21 protein-coding genes are annotated in these 21,528 nt (G+C 35.3%); 20 read left to right on the top strand and 1 reads right to left on the bottom strand.

Annotated features, from left to right (window positions below):
- Nucleotides 1-21 precede the first annotated feature (21 nt).
- From HMPREF3031_RS04505 to ypdA, 4 genes are all read left to right on the top strand, one after another.
- Nucleotides 22-978 (top strand): helix-turn-helix domain-containing protein, encoded by a 957-nt coding sequence (locus HMPREF3031_RS04505; RefSeq protein WP_002480987.1) that lies wholly within the window; start codon nucleotides 22-24, stop codon nucleotides 976-978.
- Nucleotides 978-2,354 carry a RecQ family ATP-dependent DNA helicase gene (locus HMPREF3031_RS04500; RefSeq protein ID WP_070724636.1) on the top strand — a complete coding sequence of 459 codons (1,377 nt, stop codon included), beginning with the start codon at nucleotides 978-980 and terminating at the stop codon, nucleotides 2,352-2,354. Before HMPREF3031_RS04505 ends, HMPREF3031_RS04500 begins: the two co-directional genes overlap by 1 nt.
- 273 nt (nucleotides 2,355-2,627) lie before the next feature.
- On the top strand, nucleotides 2,628-4,187 hold the full coding sequence (locus HMPREF3031_RS04495) for a LysM peptidoglycan-binding domain-containing protein (RefSeq protein WP_002480985.1): 1,560 nt from the start codon (nucleotides 2,628-2,630) through the stop codon (nucleotides 4,185-4,187).
- 153 nt (nucleotides 4,188-4,340) lie between these two features.
- On the top strand, nucleotides 4,341-5,327 hold the full coding sequence (ypdA, locus tag HMPREF3031_RS04490) for a bacillithiol disulfide reductase YpdA (protein ID WP_002480984.1): 987 nt from the start codon (nucleotides 4,341-4,343) through the stop codon (nucleotides 5,325-5,327).
- 61 nt (nucleotides 5,328-5,388) lie between these two features.
- On the opposite strand, the gene HMPREF3031_RS04485 is transcribed toward ypdA, so the two are convergent.
- Entirely contained in the window at nucleotides 5,389-6,363 is a 975-nt protein-coding gene (locus HMPREF3031_RS04485) for an asparaginase (RefSeq protein ID WP_002480983.1), read from the bottom strand.
- Nucleotides 6,364-6,441: 78 nt separating this feature from the next.
- On the opposite strand from HMPREF3031_RS04485, the gene cmk reads away from it, so the two are divergent.
- From cmk to HMPREF3031_RS04405, 16 genes are all read left to right on the top strand, one after another.
- Nucleotides 6,442-7,113, top strand: coding sequence for a (d)CMP kinase (gene cmk, locus HMPREF3031_RS04480; protein WP_002480982.1), 672 nt, complete (start codon nucleotides 6,442-6,444; stop codon nucleotides 7,111-7,113).
- A 292-nt stretch (nucleotides 7,114-7,405) separates the two neighbouring features.
- Nucleotides 7,406-8,596, top strand: a complete 1,191-nt coding sequence (rpsA, locus tag HMPREF3031_RS04475; protein ID WP_002480981.1) for a 30S ribosomal protein S1 — start codon at nucleotides 7,406-7,408, stop codon at nucleotides 8,594-8,596.
- Between the two features lie 150 nt (nucleotides 8,597-8,746).
- Nucleotides 8,747-10,057 (top strand): ribosome biogenesis GTPase Der, encoded by a 1,311-nt coding sequence (der, locus tag HMPREF3031_RS04470; RefSeq protein WP_002480980.1) that lies wholly within the window; start codon nucleotides 8,747-8,749, stop codon nucleotides 10,055-10,057.
- Nucleotides 10,058-10,076: 19 nt separating this feature from the next.
- A complete protein-coding gene (locus HMPREF3031_RS04465) occupies nucleotides 10,077-11,075 on the top strand; it encodes an NAD(P)H-dependent glycerol-3-phosphate dehydrogenase (protein ID WP_002480979.1) in 999 nt (332 codons plus the stop codon).
- Between the two features lie 169 nt (nucleotides 11,076-11,244).
- Complete coding sequence (locus tag HMPREF3031_RS04460; protein WP_002480978.1) at nucleotides 11,245-11,517, top strand: HU family DNA-binding protein; 273 nt, start codon at nucleotides 11,245-11,247, stop codon at nucleotides 11,515-11,517.
- A gap of 179 nt (nucleotides 11,518-11,696) precedes the next feature.
- Nucleotides 11,697-12,254: a hypothetical protein gene (locus tag HMPREF3031_RS04455; protein WP_002480975.1), complete on the top strand. Its 558-nt coding sequence runs from the start codon at nucleotides 11,697-11,699 to the stop codon at nucleotides 12,252-12,254.
- A 16-nt stretch (nucleotides 12,255-12,270) separates the two neighbouring features.
- Complete coding sequence (locus tag HMPREF3031_RS04450) at nucleotides 12,271-12,996, top strand: demethylmenaquinone methyltransferase (protein WP_002480974.1); 726 nt, start codon at nucleotides 12,271-12,273, stop codon at nucleotides 12,994-12,996.
- Between the two features lies 1 nt (nucleotide 12,997).
- Nucleotides 12,998-13,954: a polyprenyl synthetase family protein gene (locus HMPREF3031_RS04445; protein ID WP_002480973.1), complete on the top strand. Its 957-nt coding sequence runs from the start codon at nucleotides 12,998-13,000 to the stop codon at nucleotides 13,952-13,954.
- A gap of 105 nt (nucleotides 13,955-14,059) precedes the next feature.
- On the top strand, nucleotides 14,060-14,509 hold the full coding sequence (gene ndk / locus HMPREF3031_RS04440) for a nucleoside-diphosphate kinase (RefSeq protein ID WP_002480972.1): 450 nt from the start codon (nucleotides 14,060-14,062) through the stop codon (nucleotides 14,507-14,509).
- Between the two features lie 205 nt (nucleotides 14,510-14,714).
- Complete coding sequence (gene aroC, locus HMPREF3031_RS04435; RefSeq protein WP_002480971.1) at nucleotides 14,715-15,881, top strand: chorismate synthase; 1,167 nt, start codon at nucleotides 14,715-14,717, stop codon at nucleotides 15,879-15,881.
- Nucleotides 15,882-15,898: 17 nt separating this feature from the next.
- A complete protein-coding gene (gene aroB / locus HMPREF3031_RS04430; protein ID WP_002480970.1) occupies nucleotides 15,899-16,975 on the top strand; it encodes a 3-dehydroquinate synthase in 1,077 nt (358 codons plus the stop codon).
- A 9-nt stretch (nucleotides 16,976-16,984) separates the two neighbouring features.
- The gene (gene aroA, locus HMPREF3031_RS04425; RefSeq protein ID WP_002480969.1) at nucleotides 16,985-18,283 is read left to right on the top strand and encodes a 3-phosphoshikimate 1-carboxyvinyltransferase; all 1,299 of its coding nucleotides are present in this window, start codon (nucleotides 16,985-16,987) and stop codon (nucleotides 18,281-18,283) included.
- Between the two features lie 9 nt (nucleotides 18,284-18,292).
- Nucleotides 18,293-19,540 carry a tetratricopeptide repeat protein gene (locus HMPREF3031_RS04420; protein WP_002480968.1) on the top strand — a complete coding sequence of 416 codons (1,248 nt, stop codon included), beginning with the start codon at nucleotides 18,293-18,295 and terminating at the stop codon, nucleotides 19,538-19,540.
- A 17-nt stretch (nucleotides 19,541-19,557) separates the two neighbouring features.
- Nucleotides 19,558-20,115, top strand: coding sequence for a YpiB family protein (locus tag HMPREF3031_RS04415; RefSeq protein ID WP_002480967.1), 558 nt, complete (start codon nucleotides 19,558-19,560; stop codon nucleotides 20,113-20,115).
- 5 nt (nucleotides 20,116-20,120) lie between these two features.
- Complete coding sequence (locus HMPREF3031_RS04410; RefSeq protein WP_002480966.1) at nucleotides 20,121-20,735, top strand: DUF1405 domain-containing protein; 615 nt, start codon at nucleotides 20,121-20,123, stop codon at nucleotides 20,733-20,735.
- A 41-nt stretch (nucleotides 20,736-20,776) separates the two neighbouring features.
- Nucleotides 20,777-21,457 (top strand): zinc metallopeptidase, encoded by a 681-nt coding sequence (locus HMPREF3031_RS04405; protein ID WP_096754697.1) that lies wholly within the window; start codon nucleotides 20,777-20,779, stop codon nucleotides 21,455-21,457.
- The last annotated feature ends 71 nt before the right edge of the window (nucleotides 21,458-21,528 follow it).

Raw genomic sequence — 21,528 nt, 5'->3', positions numbered from 1 at the left:
TACTATAAGTCATAGGTGATGATGGATTTGAACGAAATAATTCAATACATAAAAAAAAATGCATTTCATTATAAAACTGACAAAAGTATCTACAATATACTGATTGGTGCTAAAACGCATCAAACCTACTTTGATGCATGTAGCCAACAACTTTTATCATTATATCATAGTCAACCTGATTTAAAATATACGTCATTCGAACGAATCTATCATCAGAATAACGAAGATTTATCATCAATTCCGTTAAAAGTTTCAACACGTTATACCTTTGAAAGTATCCAACAGACTTTTCAAGTTTTGCAGTTGTTAATACAAACCATTTCATTCAAACAACATCACACGCTTTCTTTTATACCCGTTTCAGAAATCAGTAAAGTACAAAAGCGAGTAAAAACTATTTATTTTAAGCTTGAAGCACAGCAAAGCTTAGATGCATTTAAAACAGAGATATATCAGCTTTTCGAACTATTAAACCAAGCACAGCCGCGTTCTATATTGCATTATTTCTTACAAGGTTATGATGAAGTCATGTATACGAACCAACAAGTCAGCTTAATCGAAAATTTAAAAATGTCAGAGTTAGCCATCATTAAAATGAATGATTTAGTCGAGATGATGCATTTATTGGAAGATCAAGAGACTTTTCCTACCTTGCACCAAGCTATTATCTTACCTGCGCTTTCTATCAATACTAAAGATACATTAAAGTTAGTAAATAACGGTTTATCGTTAGAAGCAATTGCACAAAAAGAAGGCGTAAAATTAAATACAATTGAAGACCATATCATTGAGCTATATATTAAAGGATATTTTACTGATTACAGCTTGTATTTGGATAAGGAAGATTTAAATGAATTTAAAACATTTTATATTGACCGCCAAGAAGAACGATTACGAAATTTTAAGGCAGCGTTTCCTAATATGAGCTATTTCGAAATTAAACTTGCGATTACCATATTAGCGAGGGAGGGGATTTGATGCTGGAAGAAGCTTTAAAAAAATGGTTTGGCTTTGATTCATTTAAAGAAGGTCAAAAACCTATTATCGAAAATGTATTGAATCATCAGCACACTTTAGGCATTTTACCTACTGGTAGTGGTAAAAGTTTGTGCTATCAACTGCCGACTTATATTAAACAAAAACCCACACTTATCATTTCTCCTCTAATTTCATTAATGGATGATCAAGTTATGCAGATGCGAAAGAACGGAGAGCGTTCTGTCAGTTACATTCACTCTGGTATGAGTTATGAAGAAAAGATGAAGAATTTAAAACAATTGAAATCATCAAAGTTTATCTTTTTAAGTCCTGAATTTATCTTGCATCAAGATAATATTAAATGGATTGATTCGATAGATTTGGGTATGATTGTGCTTGATGAAGCACACTGTATTACAGAGTGGGGGTATGATTTCAGACCGCATTACGCGTTAATTGGCAGGATCACTAAAAAATTTCCAAAAGCGACATTGCTCGCACTGACTGCAACTGCACCATTACATTTACAAGAGGATATAGAAGGTATCGTACAGACAAAATTGAAGGTGGTCAAAACCAAAATGAGCAGAGATAATATTATGTTATCTCATCTCAACTTTGAAAATAACGCCGAGAAAAATGAATGGTTAAAATCTTTCATAGAACATTCAGGACCAACTATTATTTATGTATCTTCAAAGAAAAAGTGTAGGGAACTAGCGCAAATGATTTATGATGAAGGTTACCTTACCGGCATATACCATGGTGATTTATCATATCAAGAAAGACAAACTGTACAACAACAATTCATACAAAATAAAATTCCTATGATTGTCGCAACAAGTGCATTTGGCATGGGAATTAACAAACCTGATATCCGCACAGTCATTCATTATCATTTACCGGTCAGCCCTTCAAGTTACCTTCAAGAAATTGGTCGTGCCGGAAGGGATGGACAACTTAGCCAAGCTATCAGTCTTTATCAACCAGACGACTATTTCTTATTAGAAACTATTCTTTTTGCGGATATCATAACTGAAGCTGATATTGATGCATTTGATCAAGGTGCCAACTTACCTGAACAAAAGGCAGAAATTCTTGATGTTTTAGCAACTCAATATACAATCGAACAAATAAAAACGATTTTCTCAATCTCAGAACAACGCAAAAAAGAAGGGTTATTAACCATGATGGGATACAAAAACTTAACAACTTGCAGACGTCATTATTTAATGTCATATTTCGGAGAAACGATCACTCCGACAGAAAAATGTTGTGACAATGATAATACAATTCAACCTATAAATGTATTGAATAAAAAGAAAGTCGCAAGAAAAATGGATTATTTAGAAAAATTAAACCAAATATTTACTTAATATTAATCATTATCCTTTGATTTAATGTTATGGTTAGTGAATAACCACTTACATCCTAGAGATATTAGTAGAAATAATATAAACTTGTGACAACGTAGTTAAATGGATACTTTATTTTGAAAAACAAGTTGCAGATAGGGTATAATTCTCTTTGCTTAGTATGTATTGCAAGTTATAATTAACTTACAAGATGTGTTTTTCAACCTCTTCATTTAGGGTATGAACACTACATATGTAAATAAAAATATTTTTAATATAGAAAGGATGATGACGTTGTCAAACAACAATTTCAAAGATGATTTTGAACGCAACCGTCAATCGATTGATCCTAAACCATCTCATAAAAAGCCTGATCATTTAGACGAGTCAGTTGACACAGAAACAAATCATCAAGAAGAACCTATAAAAGAAAAGCAGGAACAACATTTCCCACCGAGAAACGCGCATAAAAGACGTCAAAGAAGACGTGCTACTGCAACACATCAACGTGAAGAAAAGACAGAAAAACCAAATGACTTACATAGCCAAGAAGAAGAACCAACGAAAAAAGAGTCAAAAGGTCATATTTCTGAAACTGTAAAAGGTCAACAAAACGGCAAGAAAAAAGCTGCAGGTACAGCAGCAGGCAGTGTTGGCGGCGGTATTATCGGTAAAGATTTAGAAAAAAATCATGAAAAAGCTTCTGAATCTAAAGATGATAAGAAAGATAAAGATATCAAAAAAGAAGAACCCACAAATACTGAAAAAGACAACTCTGGTAAAAAAGCTGCAGCTGCTGGTGCAACTGGTGTAGCTGGAGGTGCTGCTGCTGGTAAAGCTGCTCAAAAACATTCTGATAAGAAAAAAGATGAAAAGCAAAAAACTGAAGAGCAACCTAAAGAGAAAGACACAACAAAAAAAGACAACTCTGGTAAAAAAGCTGCTGCTGCCGGTGCAGCTGGTGTAGCTGGAGGCGCTGCTGCTGGTAAAGCCGCTCAAAAACATTCTGATAAGAAAAAGGCCGAAAAACAAAAAGCTGATGAACAACCTAAAGAGAAAGACACTGCGAAAAAAGACAACTCCGGTAAAAAAGCTGCTGCTGCTGGTGCAGCCGGTGTACCTGCATGCGCTGCTGCAAGCAAATCAGCGCATGCAGGTACTGGAAACGGAGGCGCAGGTAATGGCGGTTCTGGCAATGGTAGTTCCGGAAACGGCAGTGCTGGCAATGACGGAGAACCGCCTAAAAAGAATAAAGGTGGATTAAAAAAATTACTTCCTTTACTTTTAGGCTTATTATTAATCGCAGCTATCGCAATTTTTGCTGGTTTAGCATTAACAGAACAAGGCAGTCATAAAGCACAAGACGACAACAAAGTTGCACAAAAATCGGATAAAGACAAAAATAAAGATGCAGCTAAAGATAAAAATGAAGATAAAGATAAAAAAGCAGCAAACAAAAACAAAGATAAAAAATCTGATGAAGCAAAACACGATCATTCTAAACATCATGCCGCTTCAGATTCAGAAGCAACTGACGAATCACAAGCACAAGATCAAGACCAAAATGCTTATGATCAACAACAAAACGCTGCACAAAACCAAAACGGTCAATATAATCAAAATCAGCAAGGTCAACAAAACAATCAATACAACCAAAACCAACAAGCACAACAAGCACAACAACATAATCAAGGTGGCCAAACACATACAGTATACGGTAAAGAAAACTTATATAGAATTGCAATCCAATACTATGGTGAAGGTACACCAGAAAATGTTGAAAAAATCAAACGTGCAAATGGTTTAAGCAACAATAATATTTCAAATGGACAACAACTAGTTATTCCACAATAATGATATTAGCCTCACTACAAAATGGTAGTGAGGTTTTTTCTTTCATTAATGCTTCACAATTTCTAATCTTTCTTAGATGAAAAAAGATGAATACCTTTTAAAAATTTGTATGACTGATATAATATTAGGGGTGTGAAGAAGGAGGTCAACTGTATGCAAACAGTAGAAAGTATCATTATCGGCGGCGGACCTTGTGGGTTAAGTGCTGCGATTGAACAAAAGAAAAAAGGAATTGAAACATTAGTAATAGAAAAAGGGAATGTTGTAGAGTCTATTTATAATTACCCTACGCATCAAACATTCTTTTCTTCTAGTGATAAATTAAGTATCGGCGATGTACCATTCATCGTTGAAGAGTATAAACCAAGAAGAAATCAAGCGTTGGTGTACTATAGAGAAGTTGTTAAGTATCATCAATTAAATATTCATGCATTTGAAGAAGTGCTTACAGTTAAAAAAATGGGTAAACGCTTCACAATTACAACAACCAAAGATACGTATCAATGTCGTTTCTTGACTGTTGCGACAGGCTATTACGGTCAACATAACGAATTAGAAGTAGAGGGTGCTAAATTACCAAAAGTCTTCCATTACTTCAAAGAAGCACATCCTTATTTTGACCAAAACGTTGTGATCATTGGAGGTAAAAACTCAGCAGTTGATGCGGCGCTTGAACTAGAAAAAGCAGGTGCAAATGTGACAGTACTTTACCGTGGCTCAGATTATTCATCAGCAATCAAACCATGGATTTTACCTAACTTCGAATCATTAGTAAGACATGAAAAAATCGATATGCATTTTAATGCAAACGTGACTAAGATTGATGAGGATAGCCTAACATTTGAACAAGAAGGCGAATCTTATACAATTCCTAACGATTATGTCTTTGCGATGATCGGTTATCATCCAGACTATGACTTCTTACAAACGATTGGTATCGATATTAATACAAATGAATTCGGTACTGCACCTGTGTATGATAGAGAAACCTACGAAACAAATGTAGAAAATTGCTATATTGCAGGTGTTATTGCAGCTGGTAATGATGCAAATACTATTTTCATTGAAAATGGCAAGTTCCACGGTGGCATTATTGCACAAAATATTGTTGCTAAAAAACAAACACCGCTTGAATCTTAATTCAATACTCAAAAAACCGAGAAACAGTACTAGCTGCTTCTCGGTTTTTAGTTATATCCAATTATACTTGTGCATCAAAGTATGCTTTAAGTTGTTCTTTATCATAATGATTGCTCATCGCAACAAGGAGCTTAAGACGTGCTTTTTGACCATTCAAACCGTTTGAAAAGATGACGCCTCTTTGTGCTAAATCGTATCCGCCACCTTCGTAAGCATAGATAGGACCAACAATACCGTTAAATGATCTTGATACCAGGATTATAGGAATACCTTTATCTAAACAAGCCATTAATCCTTTTAAAGCAGTAGGGGGTAAATTACCTTGTCCAAGGGCTTCAACTACAATACCGTCAACTGCTCTTTCACTGTAAAACAAGAAAATATCACTCGGCATATCCATATAAGCTTTAACAATAGGTACATCTAATTTCGGATTGATTTTATCTAAAATTTTATGTCTGTATGGTTTATGGTGAAACTGTACACTCGTTTTTGTTAATACACCTAATGGTCCATGGTTAGGACTTTGGAAAGTATTCGTATTTGATGTATGTGTTTTAGTTACATTTCGCGCAGTGTGAATTTCATCATTAAATACAACCATTACACCTTTATCAGATGAATCATCTGAAGCAGCCACACGAAGTGCTGAAATGAAATTATACAATCCATCTGAACCGATTTCGTTAGAGGAGCGCATTGCACCTGTGATTACAATAGGTTTGTCAGTTTGTGTAATTAAATCTAATAAGTATGCTGTTTCTTCTAAAGTATCTGTACCATGTGTAATTACAAAACCATCGTATTGATCATGCTTGCTGTTTTCTTCAATAACATCCCTGAGCTTAACAACATCTGCAATTGTCACATGGGGAGACGGCAGATTAATAGGGTTAATCTCAGTAACGTCTGCATATTGTTTGATAATATCATGGTGCTTTGAAATGGGATTTTCTTCATTTTCTACTACTTTATTGCTTTCATCTTCAGACATACTGATTGTACCACCGGTATGCATGACTAAAATCTTTTTCAATGTCATCGCTCCTATCTCTATAATACGTTTTTATGATAAAATAAATATGAATAAACGACAAGGGAAGGTTTTCTAGATATGAGTTTAATTAATATAGCTATTGATGGCCCTGCAGCAGCGGGCAAGAGTACCATTGCACGAAAGGTTGCTGAAAGCCATTCTATGATCTATGTAGATACAGGCGCGATGTATCGTGCAATTACCTATAAATATTTAAAAGAAGGTAAACCAGAAGACTTTCAATCTCTTATTGAAAATGTAACATTAAAATTGGTTTATGATGATGTGAAAGGTCAACGTGTGTTGTTAAATGATGAAGATATTACAGATTTCTTACGTTCTAACGAAGTCACACAAAATGTTTCTTACGTAGCATCTAAAGAACCAGTTAGAACATTTGCGGTTGAAGTACAGCAACAATTAGCTGCTGAGAAAGGGATTGTGATGGATGGACGTGACATTGGCACAGTAGTGTTACCAGATGCTGAATTAAAAGTATATATGATTGCATCTGTTGATGAACGTGCTGAACGCAGACAAAAAGAAAATGAAGCAAGCGGAATTCCTTCCTCTTTAGATCAATTAAAAAAAGAAATCAAAGCACGTGATGATTACGACATGTCTCGTGAAATATCTCCATTACGTCAAGCAGATGATGCAATTACTGTGAACACAACTGGAAAATCTATCGAAGAAGTAGCTGAAGTAATTAATCAACTTATCAGTGAAACACAAAACAAGCAGTCATAATTTCAGATGTTAGGCTGATGTTAATTATATTAATTTGATTATAAAAATTCATAATCATTCTATGGCGATGCTAACAGATTCAAATAATTATGCCATACTGTGAATAATAAATGAGTTTTTGTGGTATATATTATAGTGAGAATAAATACGTACATTGGAACGTAAAAATAATACTTTTTTACTGCAGAACTTGAGAGAATTCTTCACTTTTTGTGAATAGAGGTGAATTTCTTGACAATTCTGTCAGTTTGTAAGATGTTATAATTATGTAGTGTACAAGGAGGCATACAAGATGACTGAAGAATTCAATGAATCAATGATTAATGAAATTAAAGAAGGAGATAAAATCTCTGGACAAGTCCAAAAAGTCGAAGAAAAACAAGTGATTGTTGATGTCGACGGTGGCAAATTTAGCGGTATTGTACCGATTAGTCAATTATCTACTCATCATATTGATAGCCCAAATGAGGTTGTCAAAGAAGGAGATGCGGTAGAAGCTTATGTGACTAAGGTAGAAAATGACGAAGAAAATGAAACAGGTGCATATATCCTTTCAATTCGTCAATTAGAACAAGAGAAGTCTTATCAATATTTACAAGAGAAACAAGAAAATAACGAAATTATCGAAGCAAAAGTAACTGAAGTCGTTAAAGGCGGTTTAGTTGTAGACGTAGGACAAAGAGGGTTTGTCCCAGCTTCATTAATTTCTACTGATTTCATTGAAGACTTTTCAAGCTTTGATGGACAAGTTTTAGAACTACGTGTTGAAGAACTTGATCCAGAAAATAATCGCGTCATCCTTAGCCGTAAAGCAGTTGAACAAGAGCGTAATGAAGCTAAAAAAGCTGAATTACTAGAATCTCTTAATGAAGGCGATGTAATTGAAGGTACAATCGCACGTTTAACTAACTTTGGTGCTTTCGTAGATATCGGCGGTGTTGATGGTTTAGTTCACGTATCTGAACTTTCTCACGAACACGTTGATAAACCGGAAGACGTTGTTTCAGTGGGCGAAAAAGTTAAAGTAAAAGTAAAATCTGTTGAAAGAGACTCAGAAAGAATCTCACTTTCAATTAAAGATACTTTACCAAGCCCATTCGAAAGTATTAAAGGTGAAATCCATGCGGATTCAGTTATTGAAGGTCGCGTGGTAAGATTAACTGACTTCGGCGCATTTGTAGAAATTTCTGCTGGCGTTCAAGGACTTGTTCATATTTCAGAAATCAGTCGCAAACATATCGCTAAACCTAGCGATGTACTAGCACCTAACCAAACAGTTACTGTGAAAGTACTAAGCGTTGATGAAGAAAATGAAAGAATTTCACTTTCTATCAAAGCAGCTGTACCAGCTGAAGAAGAAGTACTTCAAATCGACGATGACGAATCACGTGACTATGTTGAAGGTAAACATGATGAAGAAGACAATGATAACCCAACATTAGGTGAAATGTTCGGCGACAAATTGAAAAACCTTAAATTTTAATAAGTAATTCGCTAACATCAGTCAAGACTGTAGTAAGTGTCCTAACTTCACACTTTACAGTCTTGACTTTTTTATTGCCTAAATTTCTTTTGCTTTAAATAAGTCATGTGATAAAATTAACTAGATATATGAAAGAGAGGAAGTTAGCTTATGACTAAACCTGTTATTGCTATTGTAGGTCGACCGAATGTCGGTAAATCCACAATATTCAATAGAATTGTCGGAGAGCGTGTATCGATTGTAGAAGATACACCCGGCGTTACAAGAGACCGCATCTATTCTAGCGGTGAATGGTTGACACATGACTTCAATATCATTGATACAGGCGGTATTGAATTATCTGATGCACCATTCCAAACACAAATCAGAGCACAAGCTGAAGTCGCAATTGATGAAGCAGATGTTATTATTTTCATGGTTAACCAACGTGAAGGATTAACGCAAACTGACGAAATGATTGCGCAGATGCTTTATAAAACAAATAAACCTGTCGTTTTAGCTGTCAACAAAGTTGATAATCCAGAAATGAGAGCAGACATTTATGATTTCTATGCACTTGGTTTCGGAGAACCATTCCCAATTTCAGGTTCACATGGACTTGGTTTAGGGGATTTGTTAGATGAAGTAGCTAAACACTTCAAAGATGAAGGCGATGATCTTTATGATGAAGACACTATCAGATTATCTTTAATCGGACGTCCTAATGTTGGTAAATCCAGCTTAGTCAATGCAATTCTTGGGGAAGATCGTGTTATTGTTTCTAATATCGCCGGCACAACACGCGATGCCATTGACACAGAATATTCTTATGAAGGACAAGATTATGTCTTAATTGATACAGCAGGTATGCGTAAAAAAGGTAAAGTATATGAATCAACAGAGAAATACTCTGTATTACGCGCATTAAAGGCCATAGAGCGCTCTAATGTCGTACTTGTTGTCTTAGATGCTGAAGAGGGTATTATTGAACAAGACAAGCGTGTTGCAGGGTATGCACACGAAGAGGGTAAAGCTATTGTTATAGTAGTAAATAAATGGGATACGCTTGAAAAAGACAGTAAAACCATGAAAAAATTCGAAGACGAAGTTCGTAAAAACTTCCAATTCTTAGATTATGCACCAATCGCATTTGTTTCTGCGAAAGAAAAACAACGTTTACGTACATTGTTCCCATTAATCAATGAAGCGAGCGAAAACCATAAAAAACGTGTTCAAAGCTCAACATTGAATGAAGTCATCACAGATGCTATCGCAATGAATCCAACACCGACTGATAAAGGTCGCAGATTAAAAGTGTTCTATGCAACACAAGTTGCTATTGAACCACCAACATTTGTGGTATTTGTTAACGATGAAGAACTAATGCACTTCTCATATAAACGCTACTTAGAAAATCAGATTCGAGATGCATTTGGTTTCGAAGGAACACCAATCAAAATAATTCCAAGAAAACGAAATTAGTATTGAAAGGATGAAGTATATGAGTAAGGTTGCCGTTTTTGGTATGGGCAGTTTTGGTACAGCATTAGCGAATGTACTCGCACAAAACGGTCACGAGGTCTTAATGTGGGGTAAAAATAAACAAAGCATTGAGGAAATCAATACTTATCATACAAATTCACGCTATCTAAACGAAGCTAAATTAGAAGAGACAATTAAAGCCACTTCTGATTTAGAAGAAGCTGTCAATTTTTCAGATACGTATCTGATTGCGTTACCAACAAAAGCTATTAGAGAAGTAGTTAAACAAATCGATGAGAAATTAGATTCGAAAAAAGTGTTTATCCATGTCGCAAAAGGAATTGAAAACTCAACATTCAAACGTGTATCAGAAATGATTGAAGATTCTGTAGCGCCAGAACATAATGGCGGTGTTGCTGTATTATCTGGACCAAGTCACGCGGAAGAGGTAGTTATTCAACAACCAACAACTGTTGCAGCTTCTTCTAAAGACCCAGAAATCAGTAAATTAACACAAGATTTATTTATGAATGAATACCTGCGTGTATACACGAATAACGATTTGGTCGGCGTAGAATTAGGAGGCGCTTTAAAAAACATTATTGCCGTGGCTAGTGGTATTGTAGCTGGTATGGGGTTCGGCGATAATGCTAAAGCAGCCTTAATGACACGTGGATTAGCTGAAATCAGCAGATTAGGGGAAGCACTTGGCGCAGATCCGATGACGTTTTTAGGTCTCGGCGGTATCGGGGACCTAATTGTAACTTGTACTTCAACGCATTCAAGAAACTATACACTTGGGTATAAAATCGGCCAAGGTAAAACAGTAGAAGAAGCACTTTCAGAAATGAACATGGTTGCTGAAGGATTCTATACAACTGAATCTGTGCATAATTTAGCTAAAGAAAAACACATTGATATGCCGATAACATCTGCATTATATGGCGTATTGTTTGAAAATGTGCCACTAGAGAAAAGTTTAAAATTATTAATGGATAGAGACAAAAAGTCAGAATAGAAATTAAATTAATTTACTATTATTGTATATTTACACATAGGTGGCTAAAAAACCTTATAAATCGCGGTTTTATGCTTATAAATAATTGCGATAGTAAGAGCCGTTGTGTTAAAGTCATAGCATAATGATATTAAGTTATCATTAGCAAACCCTTGGGAGGTGACTCATAATGAACAAAACAGACTTAATTAATGCTGTTGCAGAACAAGCTGAATTAACTAAAAAAGAAGCTGGTTTAGCAGTTGATGCTGTATTCGAATCAATTCAAAACTCACTATCAAACGGTGAAAAAGTACAATTGATTGGTTTCGGTAACTTTGAAGTTCGCGAACGTGCAGCCCGTAAAGGTCGCAACCCGCAAACTGGTAAAGAAATCGACATCCCAGCAAGCAAAGTTCCAGCATTCAAAGCTGGTAAAGCTTTAAAAGATGCAGTTAAATAATGAATTCAATACTTAACAGAAAAGCCCTTTTCGGGGCTTTTCTTTTTATTACATACTTTTACATTGAATTACTTTTACGACTGAAATTGCTAGATATTGCAAGCAGTTGAACAAAAGTGATTTTATTTTTCTATATATAATGTTAAGATGATTATTGATTAATAACGTGAGGTGCAGACATGGATTCAACATTAAGTACATTAAAAAACCAAATAGATCGTAAGCTTAATGGTATACATAGTCATGAACCAATTCAGTATAATCATCAATTGGCTCATGTACTTGATGCGCAAGATATTTTGCCTGACGCAAAATTAGCATGCCTCGCAATTGATACATCCATGAGTCATCTTGATTCAATCACGAGTAGTCATCTTTCTAAAAATGCGATTCTGATAGGGGATTTGATCAGTGCACATTTTTATACGTTGACAGCATCTATCAATGATTCAGAATATCTAGAAGCTATGAGCAATGCAATCATTAAAGTAAACGAATTAAAAACCGCTTTGCATTACAAAACGCTTTCTCATGACGCGATAAAAGACGCAGTTCGATATATTGAAACTATTTTCCCTGCAATTACCATCCAGCATTTCAATCCAAATGTTGAATTAAGCAACGCAAAAGATAGTTTAATTCAATACGCTTCAGAAAATTATCCAGCGTATCTTAAAGATTATAGTGAAACAGAACTCGAAGCTATTTTTAATGAATTGCGCAGTAATATAAAATAAAGTAGAGGTAATATATATGGCTAAAAATAAAGCAGATAAAGAAAAAGTGCACAAAGTCTTTCAAAACATTTCCACTAAGTATGATCGACTCAATAATATTATCAGTTTTGAACAGCACAAAGTATGGCGTAAACGCGTCATGAAATCAATGCAAGTTAAACCTGGCAGCAAAGCATTAGATGTTTGTTGCGGTACAGCGGACTGGACAATTTCATTAAGCAAGGCTGTCGGTCCTACAGGTGAAGTCATTGGTCTAGATTTCAGTGAAAACATGTTAAAAGTTGGAGAAGAAAAGACTAAAAATATGGCTAACATTCAACTTGTACAAGGCGATGCCATGGAATTACCTTTTGATGATAATGAATTTGATTACGTAACAATTGGTTTCGGATTAAGAAATATCCCTGATTATGTCATTGCACTTAAAGAAATGAACCGTGTTTTAAAACCAGGTGGCATGGTGGTCTGCTTAGAAACAAGCCAACCTACAATCCCAGTTTTCAAACAACTTTATCAATTATACTTTAAATTTGTTATGCCGATTTTCGGTAAGTTTTTCGCTAAATCTAAAGAAGAATATGAATGGCTTCAACAGTCAGCTTTCAACTTCCCAGATCGTGATGAACTTAAAGCGCTGTTCCGATTAGCAGGGTTCAGAGATATTGAAGTTAAAAGTTTCACTGGCGGAGTTGCCGCAATGCATTTAGGGTATAAGGAAAAAGAAACAGCAAAAGGTGATTAATGTGGATAAGCTGAACATTAATAGAGAAGTTAAAAAAATTGAAAGACAACTGAAGGACACAATAAAAAGCAATAATGTTGTATTAGAAGAGGCGGCACACCATTTACTTTCATCAGGCGGTAAACGTGTGCGTCCGTCTTTTGTTATTTTAAGCAGTGAATATGGGGATTCACCTAGAAACAAAGATACTTATAAGATTGCTGTTTCGTTAGAATTGATTCATATGGCAACTTTAGTGCATGACGATGTGATTGATAAAAGTGATAAACGCAGAGGCCGTTTGACTATCAGTAAAAAATGGGATCAAGATACAGCGATATTAACAGGGAATTACTTATTAGCTTTAGCATTAAAACACATTGCATCAATTGAAGACAAAAGAATACATACAATTTTATCACATGCTATTGTAGATGTATGTCGTGGGGAACTCTTCCAATTCCAAGATCAATTCAACTCCAACCAACCTGTCACAAATTATTTACGTCGAATTAACCGCAAAACAGCTTTGTTGATTCAATTAGCGACAGAACTAGGTGCATTATCTGCACATGCAGATACTAAAACGGCTAATAAAATGAAAAGAATCGGACATTATATTGGAATGAGTTTTCAGATTGTCGATGATATTCTAGACTTTACAAGTACTGAGAAACAACTAGGTAAACCAGTTGGCAGCGACTTAATGAATGGTCATATAACGTTACCAGTGCTATTAGAAATCAGAAATAATCCATCATTCAAACAAAAGATTGATGCATTACAACCAAATAGCCCAAAAGAAGATTTTATTTATTGTGTTAATTATATTAGACAATCTGACAGCATCGACCAATCTAAGCAAGTGAGTCGTCATTATTTACAAAAAGCAGTACGTTTGTTAGATGAATTAGAAGAAAACACAGCTACAACATGGTTTAAAAAGCTAATTAAGCGTATGGAATCTAGAAATGTATAAAAAACAATCACAAAATATTGAAAGCGCTTAAATAAACTGTTAAACTAAAAATGTATTTATTTAGATTCATAAAAATACACATCTATTTTCAGGAGGATTTGCGAAATGGAAAGAACTTTTCTAATGATTAAACCAGATGGTGTTCAACGTAATATCGTTGGAGAAATCATCACTCGTTTAGAGAAAAAAGGATTAAAACTCGTTGGCGGTAAATTTATGACTGTTTCCAAAGAATTAGCAGAAACACATTACGGTGAACATGCTGATAAACCATTCTACGAAGGTCTTGTTTCATTTATTACTTCAGCACCAGTATTTGCGATGGTAGTTGAAGGTGAAAATGTAGTAGAAGTAACAAGAAATATGATTGGTAAAACAAATCCAACTGAAGCAGCACCAGGTACTATCAGAGGTGACCTAGGCTTAACTGTAGGCAGAAATGTTATTCATGGTTCAGATTCTCCAGAATCTGCGAAAAGAGAAATCAGCTTATGGTTCGAACCTAATGAACTAAGTGTTTACACAGCCAACAATGAAGAATGGTTATACGAATAATAATATAGAGTATACAAATTAAATTCATTTTATCCAATGTAAACCAGATTGAATTACTTATTCAGTCTGGTTTTATTTTTTACCCGCTATAATAGTCAGAAAAATTTTACTATTAAATCATTTTAATTGTTTCTGTCCGTATTTCACGTGTGCTATGATAGTAGGTATACTTATTATTACTAATTTGAGATGGAGTGATTGCATAATGAGATTTTTAACTTCTGGAGAATCCCATGGACCGCAACTGACTGTAATTGTTGAGGGCGTTCCAGCTAATTTAGCTGTAACAGCTGAAGATATCAACGTAGAAATGTTTAAACGTCAAGGCGGTTATGGTCGTGGTCGTCGAATGAAAATTGAAAAAGATGCAGTAGAGATTGTTTCTGGTGTGCGTAATGGTTATACATTAGGAAGCCCAATTACTTTTGTAGTGACAAACGACGACTTTACACATTGGAGAAATATTATGGGTGTTGCTCCTATTTCTGAAGAAGAACAAGAACAAATGAAACGTAAAATTTCAAAACCAAGACCTGGTCATGCAGACCTTGTCGGCGGTATTAAATACAATCATCGTGATTTAAGAAACGTCTTAGAGCGTTCATCTGCAAGAGAAACAGCTGCGCGTGTAGCTGTCGGTGCCTTATGTAAAATTTTATTAAAACAATTAGGTATTGATATATACAGCCGTGTCGTTGAAATCGGTGGTATCAAAGATGACGCTGAATATGATTTGGAAACAATTAAATCTCATGAAGATAGTAATGATGTTCGTGTTGTCAATGAAGAAAAAGCACAAGCAATCAGAGATAAAATCGATCAAGCTAAAAAAGACGGCGATTCACTTGGTGGTGTCGTACAAGTAATTGTTGATCATATGCCAGTCGGTGTCGGCAGTTATGTTCATTACGATCGTAAATTAGACGGCAGAATTGCTCAGGGGGTAGTCGGTATCAATGCCTTTAAAGGTGTAAGCTTCGGCGAAGGATTTAAAGCAGCCGAAAAACCAGGCAGTCAAATCCAAGATCCAATTCTTTATAATGAAGAAACAGGCTATACACGTGCTTCGAACCATCTCGGCGGTTTAGAAGGCGGAATGAGCAATGGTATGCCGATTGTAGTCAACGGTGTGATGAAGCCTATCCCAACTCTTTATAAACCATTAGCTTCTGTAGATATTGAAACAAAAGAGCCATTCAAAGCTACAATTGAACGTTCAGACAGCTGCGCCGTACCAGCAGCAAGTATCGTTTGTGAACATGCAGTAGCATTTGAAATTACGAAATCATTATTAGAAGAATTCCAATCAAACTATATGGAACAACTTCAAGCACAAGTAGAAGAACGCAGACAACGTAACATTGAATTTTAAAATCAAAGGTGATTAAGATGCAACTGATGACAACATATCAAGACAATAACTATCCTATTATTATTCAGCATGATGCAATGACTCATTTAAGTACTTTTTTGTCACAATACAGAGATGTCGCTTTCATTGTTGATAAAAATGTAGCAAGTTTTCATCCAACCAAAATAGAACAAGCAACTTCAGCTATCAAATCAAATCAGATTTCACATATGATTTCAGTAGAAGGAAACGAACAAACGAAGTCCTTTTCTGTTTATGAGTCTGTGCTTGAACAACTTTTAGAAACAGGTATCACACGTAATACATGTATAGTCGCTATCGGGGGAGGCGTGGTTGGAGATTTTGCCGGATTTGTAGCTGCAACATTATTACGTGGCGTAGATTTTATACAAGTACCAACAACCATTCTTGCACATGATTCAAGCGTTGGCGGTAAAGTAGGTATCAATACGTCTCAAGGTAAAAACTTAGTAGGTGCTTTCCATCGTCCTAAAGCTGTTATATATGACTTAGACTTTTTAACATCATTACCTTATGTTGAAATCAGCAGTGGCTATGCTGAAGTATATAAACACGCATTATTGAACGGCGAAAGTGCGCTAAGTGAAATTGAAGCAGCTTATCCAAATAAAACTGCATTATCAGAACTTAACCAATTAGATGATTTCTTACTTAAAGGTATTGAAACAAAACTGAATATCGTTGTTGCTGATGAACATGAACAAGGGAAACGCAAATTCTTAAATCTTGGTCATACCTTTGGACATGCGGTTGAATATCATGAGAAAATACCACATGGTCACGCAGTAATGATTGGTATCATTTATCAATTCATTGTTTCTAATCTCATTTTAAACACAAATTATGATGTCCAACACTTCGTAGATTATATGCAAAAATTGGAATATCCGATTAATGTTGTTTTAAATGCTGAATTCCAACCTTTATTAAATTTAATGTTAAAAGATAAGAAAAACGATCAAAATGGCGTTCAGATGGTGCTCTTGTCTGAAATTGGCAAACCAGTGGTGACACATGTTGATAATACTGTGCTCAAAAATGCATTTGAACAACTACAAAACCTGTTAAAGTGAGTGAAACTAATGAGTAAAACTGAAGAAATCAATGTTCAAGGTCCTTTACGCGGTGAAATAGAAGTACCTGGTGATAAATCTATGACACACCGTGCGATTATGTTAAGTTCATTAGCAGAAGGACAATCAACTATTTATAAACCTTTATTGGCAGAAGACTGCCTACGTACAATTCAAATATTTCGCCAACTTGGTGTTGAGTTTAAAGTTGAAGATGATAAAGTAATTGTAAATTCTCCAGGTTATCAAAAATTCGTTACACCACATCAAACCTTGTATACGGGTAATTCAGGTACGACGACACGTATCATGGCTGGATTACTTAGTGGATTAGGAATTGATTCTGTATTATCTGGTGACGAATCTATCGGCAAACGACCTATGAACAGAGTCATTGATCCTTTAACTGAGATGGGCGCTGCAATTCGCGGTATTGATGGCAATTATACACCTTTAATTATCAATAAAGGACAAATTAAAGGCATCGATTATAAAATGCCAGTAGCAAGTGCACAAGTTAAAAGTGCCATTCTATTTGCGAGCTTATTTTCTGATGCGTCTTCTATAACTCACGAGATAGGTATTACACGCAACCACACGGAAACCATGTTTGCACATTATCAAATACCGATTAAAACTGATGGTATGACAATTGAAACGACACCACGTGCGATTGATTCTATTCAAGCCAGAGATTTTAAAGTGCCGGGTGATATTTCATCAGCTGCTTTCTTTATTGTTGCAGCATTAATTACACCAGACAGCGATATTACAATTCATAATGTAGGAATGAATGAGACACGTTCTGGTATTATAGATATAGTACAGAAAATGAATGCGAACATTGAAATTTTCAATGTGACAGAAGGGGCGGAACCTACAGCTTCTTTACGCATCAAATACACACCCGATTTAAAACCACTCGACATATCAGGCGAATTAATTACACGCGCAATCGATGAGATTCCAATCGTTGCTTTGTTATGTACACAAGCACAAGGTTCAAGCGTGATTAAAGATGCAGAAGAGTTAAAATACAAAGAAACGAATCGAATTGAAACAACTTCAGATGAACTCGGCTTACTCGGCTTTGAAGTTCATCCAACCAATGATGGTTTTGTGATTCATCCATCTACATTCGAACATGCAGCAGAGGTAAGTTCTTACACTGATCATCGCATTGGAATGACCTTGGCAATTGCGTCACTATTAGGAACTGAACCGCTTCACATCAAACGATTCGATTCAGTCAACACTTCATTCCCAGAATTCTTACCTTTACTTAAATCGATAGCACAGAAAGGATAATTTGAAAGTATGGAAGATACACAAAAATTAATTGATGATATTCATCTGCAAAAAATAGATAACTTAGACAGCAGAGTTGAGCAAGCAATTTCAACAGCTGATGACGATACATTATTCATGTTAGGAGAAACACTCTATAACTATGGTTTAACTCCTCAAGGTTTAGAAGTATTTAGAGCCTTATATAATAAATATCCAAACGAACCAGAATTATTGATTTATTTCATTGATGGATTGATTTCTGAGGATAAGACAGATGAAGCTTTAGAATATTTGAGCCAAGCAGACCTGACTACAGAACGTTTAATGTTAGAAGCAGATTTATATCAACAAATTAATATGCTTGAAGTAGCCATTGATAAAGTCCAAGAAGCGATTGAGTTAGAACCGAATGATCCCGTTCTGCATTTCGCCCTTGCTGAATTGATGTACTTCGATGGGCAATATTTACGTGCGTCTGCAGAATATGAAACAGTTCTAGAAACTGGTGAATATATGGTAAACGGGGTCAACTTGTATGCGCGACTTGCAGATAGTGCTTTACAAAGCGGTAACTATGACGACGCAATTAAACTATATGACGACATTCATGAGCAAGACATGACCCCAGAAGACTATATGAAGAAAGCATTAGCATATGAAAAAAATGAATTAGTTCAAGAAGCCATTAAAATTATGAGCACATTAATGGAAAAAGACCCTGATTACATTCAAGGCTATTTTTATCTCCAACAGCTTTATTTACATCAAAGAGATTATAAGTCAGCCATTGAAGTCGGTCACGAAGGTTTACGACTTAATGTTTTCTACAAAGAGCTAATGTTATCAACAGGTAAACTCGAATTAGATCAAGGAGATGCTGAAAAAGGGGTAAAACTCTTACTTAACGCATTAGAAGTAGATAACGCTTATCAAGAACCTTTAATTGAACTTAGTAGCTATTATCGTACTAAAGAAGATAATGAATCGATTATCGCGCTCTTACAATATGCGAGCGAAGACGATTTAGATCCTCGCTTTATGTGGAACTTAGCTTATGCGTTAGGAGCAGAAGAACGTGATAAAGAAGCGCAGCATTTCTTCGATCTCGCTTATCCTACATTTGAAAATAATCCTGATTTCTTAGGAGATTATTACTTCTTCTTAATTGAAACAGGACAAATTGCACAAGCTAAACAATTATTACCTAAATTATTAGAACTTGATCCAAACAATGATGAATGGCAACAAGAAGCTGAACGACTGCAATACGATTAAGGTGTTGGTGAATTTTAATGAGAGATTATGAAAGTTTAAATCTGCAGAAGAAAAACTTGATTGATTATTTACTCTTTCAATATGAATTTAAATCTAGGATCAGCGTATGGATATTGAATTTAATCAAGTCTGATATTCAGCGTTTAGAGAGCGTATATTTTGTAGATGAACCATTATCACATCGTAATACACTTGAACTTGCGGTGAATGAAACCTCAAGTATTGGAATTAAACTTACGCTTGATCAGAAGCAGTATCATAATACCAATGAAATCTTCCGTCTTATCGCATATGATAAGCCTGTGTTGGATATCAAAATTCATATCCCTAAAAGAGATATACGTATTGATGAAATTTTATTAGCACAATTGTTAACTTCACCAGAATATACGTCTCATTTGAGCGATCTGCATGCGGTCACAACGACACCGCAAGCTGAATTATCATTGATTCACCGTCTACAAAATACAATAGATTTAAGTTTGCAAATCAATGATCCTGAATACTTCTATCGACTGTCTCACTTATTAAATACGATTAAAGCGAAATCTTATAATTTCCCAACAAAGGAATGAAAGCGATGAGTATCTTGCAGTGGTGGAGATGGGCGTTATATGCACGCCCATTTCTTTTATTAGTTTTAGTTTGTAATATTTTAGGCACAATTTACGGTTACATATGGTATGGCAGTCAGTTAAAAGAAGCTGCATGGTATTATTGGATATTTATTCCAGATAGTCCCACAGCTTCGCTCTTTTTGTGTATTGCCATTTTGTTGTTCTTGTTGAATAAACAGTGTTCTATCATAGAAGCATTAGCATTTATGACGCTCATCAAGTATGGTGTATGGGCTGTTATCATGAATTTGATTTTATTTTATCAATACGATGAAATTACAATCAGCGGGATGATGTTATTAGTGTCACATGGCATCATGGCATTTGAGGCCATATTATTTTATCCACGCTTCAAAATCACTTTAGGTGCAGGTCTCATTGCGATTATTTGGATATTCCATAATGACTTAATAGACTATGTCTTTATGCAGTTTCCATACTATCCGTTTATCGATACGCATTTAGAACTTGTTGCATATATTGCGTTTATATTAAGTACGCTATGCATCATTTTATATTTTTATTTAAAACCTTTGATACGACGCAAATTAATTGACCAAAGTTTACGTTCTCAGTAAAATAATGTTATAAAGGAGTGAGCATTTTGTCTTTAGTAAGTATGATAATTTATTTTGCAATATTAATGATTTTGCCGCTTTGGGCACAACATAAAGTTAAATCTAACTACGAAAAATATTCACAAGTCAGATCGACAAGTGGTAAAACTGGACGAGAAGTGGCTGAAGAAATATTACACGCCAATGGTATCAATGATGTTGAAGTACTAGAAGGTCAAGGTTTCTTATCAGACCACTATGACCCGACTAAAAAAGTAATTCGTTTATCTCCTGCGAACTACAATCGTCCAAGTGTTGCTGCAACAGCGATTGCGGCACACGAAGTAGGGCATGCGATTCAAGACGCTCAAGGTTATTTCTACTTGAGATTCAGACACGCATTGTTCCCATTAGCTAATATCGGTAGCAGCTTGTCATACATTTTAATTATGGCAGGTATCGTATTAACTTCGATGCAAATGGCAATCGGTTCTACAGCGTTATGGATTGGGATTTTCTTAATGGCATTTGCAGTGTTGTTCTCAATCATCACATTACCTGTAGAATTTGATGCAAGTAAACGTGCGATGAATAATATCAAATCATTGCATATCGTTAATGACAAAGAATATAAACATGCACGCAAAGTATTGAGTGCTGCAGCAATGACATATGTAGCTTCAACAGCTGTTGCAGTTGCAGAATTATTAAGATTTATCTTAATTGCACGCTCAAGCGATTAATTTAATAAAGTAATGAAACCTTGCTCTCGCAGCAAGGTTTCAGACCGTAGACAAACTACCGTTATAACTTG

Origin of the sequence: Staphylococcus sp. HMSC072B07, from assembly GCF_001815505.1 — a bacterium.
In the GTDB taxonomy this organism is placed as follows: Bacteria; Bacillota; Bacilli; order Staphylococcales; family Staphylococcaceae; genus Staphylococcus; species Staphylococcus simulans.
The sequence above is the reverse complement of the archived record's forward strand: the minus strand, read 5'-3'. Positions and strand labels throughout refer to the sequence as shown.

Bases quoted from the DNA above. Each gene is read 5' to 3' on its own strand.
- aroC (WP_002480971.1), top strand. From the start codon at position 14,715: ATGAGATTTTTAACTTCTGGAGAATCCCATGGACCGCAACTGACTGTA.
- HMPREF3031_RS04410 (WP_002480966.1), top strand. From the start codon at position 20,121: ATGAGTATCTTGCAGTGGTGGAGATGGGCGTTATATGCACGCCCATTT.
- HMPREF3031_RS04455 (WP_002480975.1), top strand. From the start codon at position 11,697: ATGGATTCAACATTAAGTACATTAAAAAACCAAATAGATCGTAAGCTT.
- HMPREF3031_RS04460 (WP_002480978.1), top strand. From the start codon at position 11,245: ATGAACAAAACAGACTTAATTAATGCTGTTGCAGAACAAGCTGAATTA.
- ndk (WP_002480972.1), top strand. From the start codon at position 14,060: ATGGAAAGAACTTTTCTAATGATTAAACCAGATGGTGTTCAACGTAAT.
- HMPREF3031_RS04450 (WP_002480974.1), top strand. From the start codon at position 12,271: ATGGCTAAAAATAAAGCAGATAAAGAAAAAGTGCACAAAGTCTTTCAA.
- der (WP_002480980.1), top strand. From the start codon at position 8,747: ATGACTAAACCTGTTATTGCTATTGTAGGTCGACCGAATGTCGGTAAA.
- HMPREF3031_RS04500 (WP_070724636.1), top strand. From the start codon at position 978: ATGCTGGAAGAAGCTTTAAAAAAATGGTTTGGCTTTGATTCATTTAAA.
- cmk (WP_002480982.1), top strand. From the start codon at position 6,442: ATGAGTTTAATTAATATAGCTATTGATGGCCCTGCAGCAGCGGGCAAG.
- HMPREF3031_RS04415 (WP_002480967.1), top strand. From the start codon at position 19,558: ATGAGAGATTATGAAAGTTTAAATCTGCAGAAGAAAAACTTGATTGAT.
- aroB (WP_002480970.1), top strand. From the start codon at position 15,899: ATGCAACTGATGACAACATATCAAGACAATAACTATCCTATTATTATT.
- HMPREF3031_RS04465 (WP_002480979.1), top strand. From the start codon at position 10,077: ATGAGTAAGGTTGCCGTTTTTGGTATGGGCAGTTTTGGTACAGCATTA.
- rpsA (WP_002480981.1), top strand. From the start codon at position 7,406: ATGACTGAAGAATTCAATGAATCAATGATTAATGAAATTAAAGAAGGA.
- HMPREF3031_RS04405 (WP_096754697.1), top strand. From the start codon at position 20,777: ATGATAATTTATTTTGCAATATTAATGATTTTGCCGCTTTGGGCACAA.
- ypdA (WP_002480984.1), top strand. From the start codon at position 4,341: ATGCAAACAGTAGAAAGTATCATTATCGGCGGCGGACCTTGTGGGTTA.
- aroA (WP_002480969.1), top strand. From the start codon at position 16,985: ATGAGTAAAACTGAAGAAATCAATGTTCAAGGTCCTTTACGCGGTGAA.
- HMPREF3031_RS04420 (WP_002480968.1), top strand. From the start codon at position 18,293: ATGGAAGATACACAAAAATTAATTGATGATATTCATCTGCAAAAAATA.
- HMPREF3031_RS04505 (WP_002480987.1), top strand. From the start codon at position 22: ATGGATTTGAACGAAATAATTCAATACATAAAAAAAAATGCATTTCAT.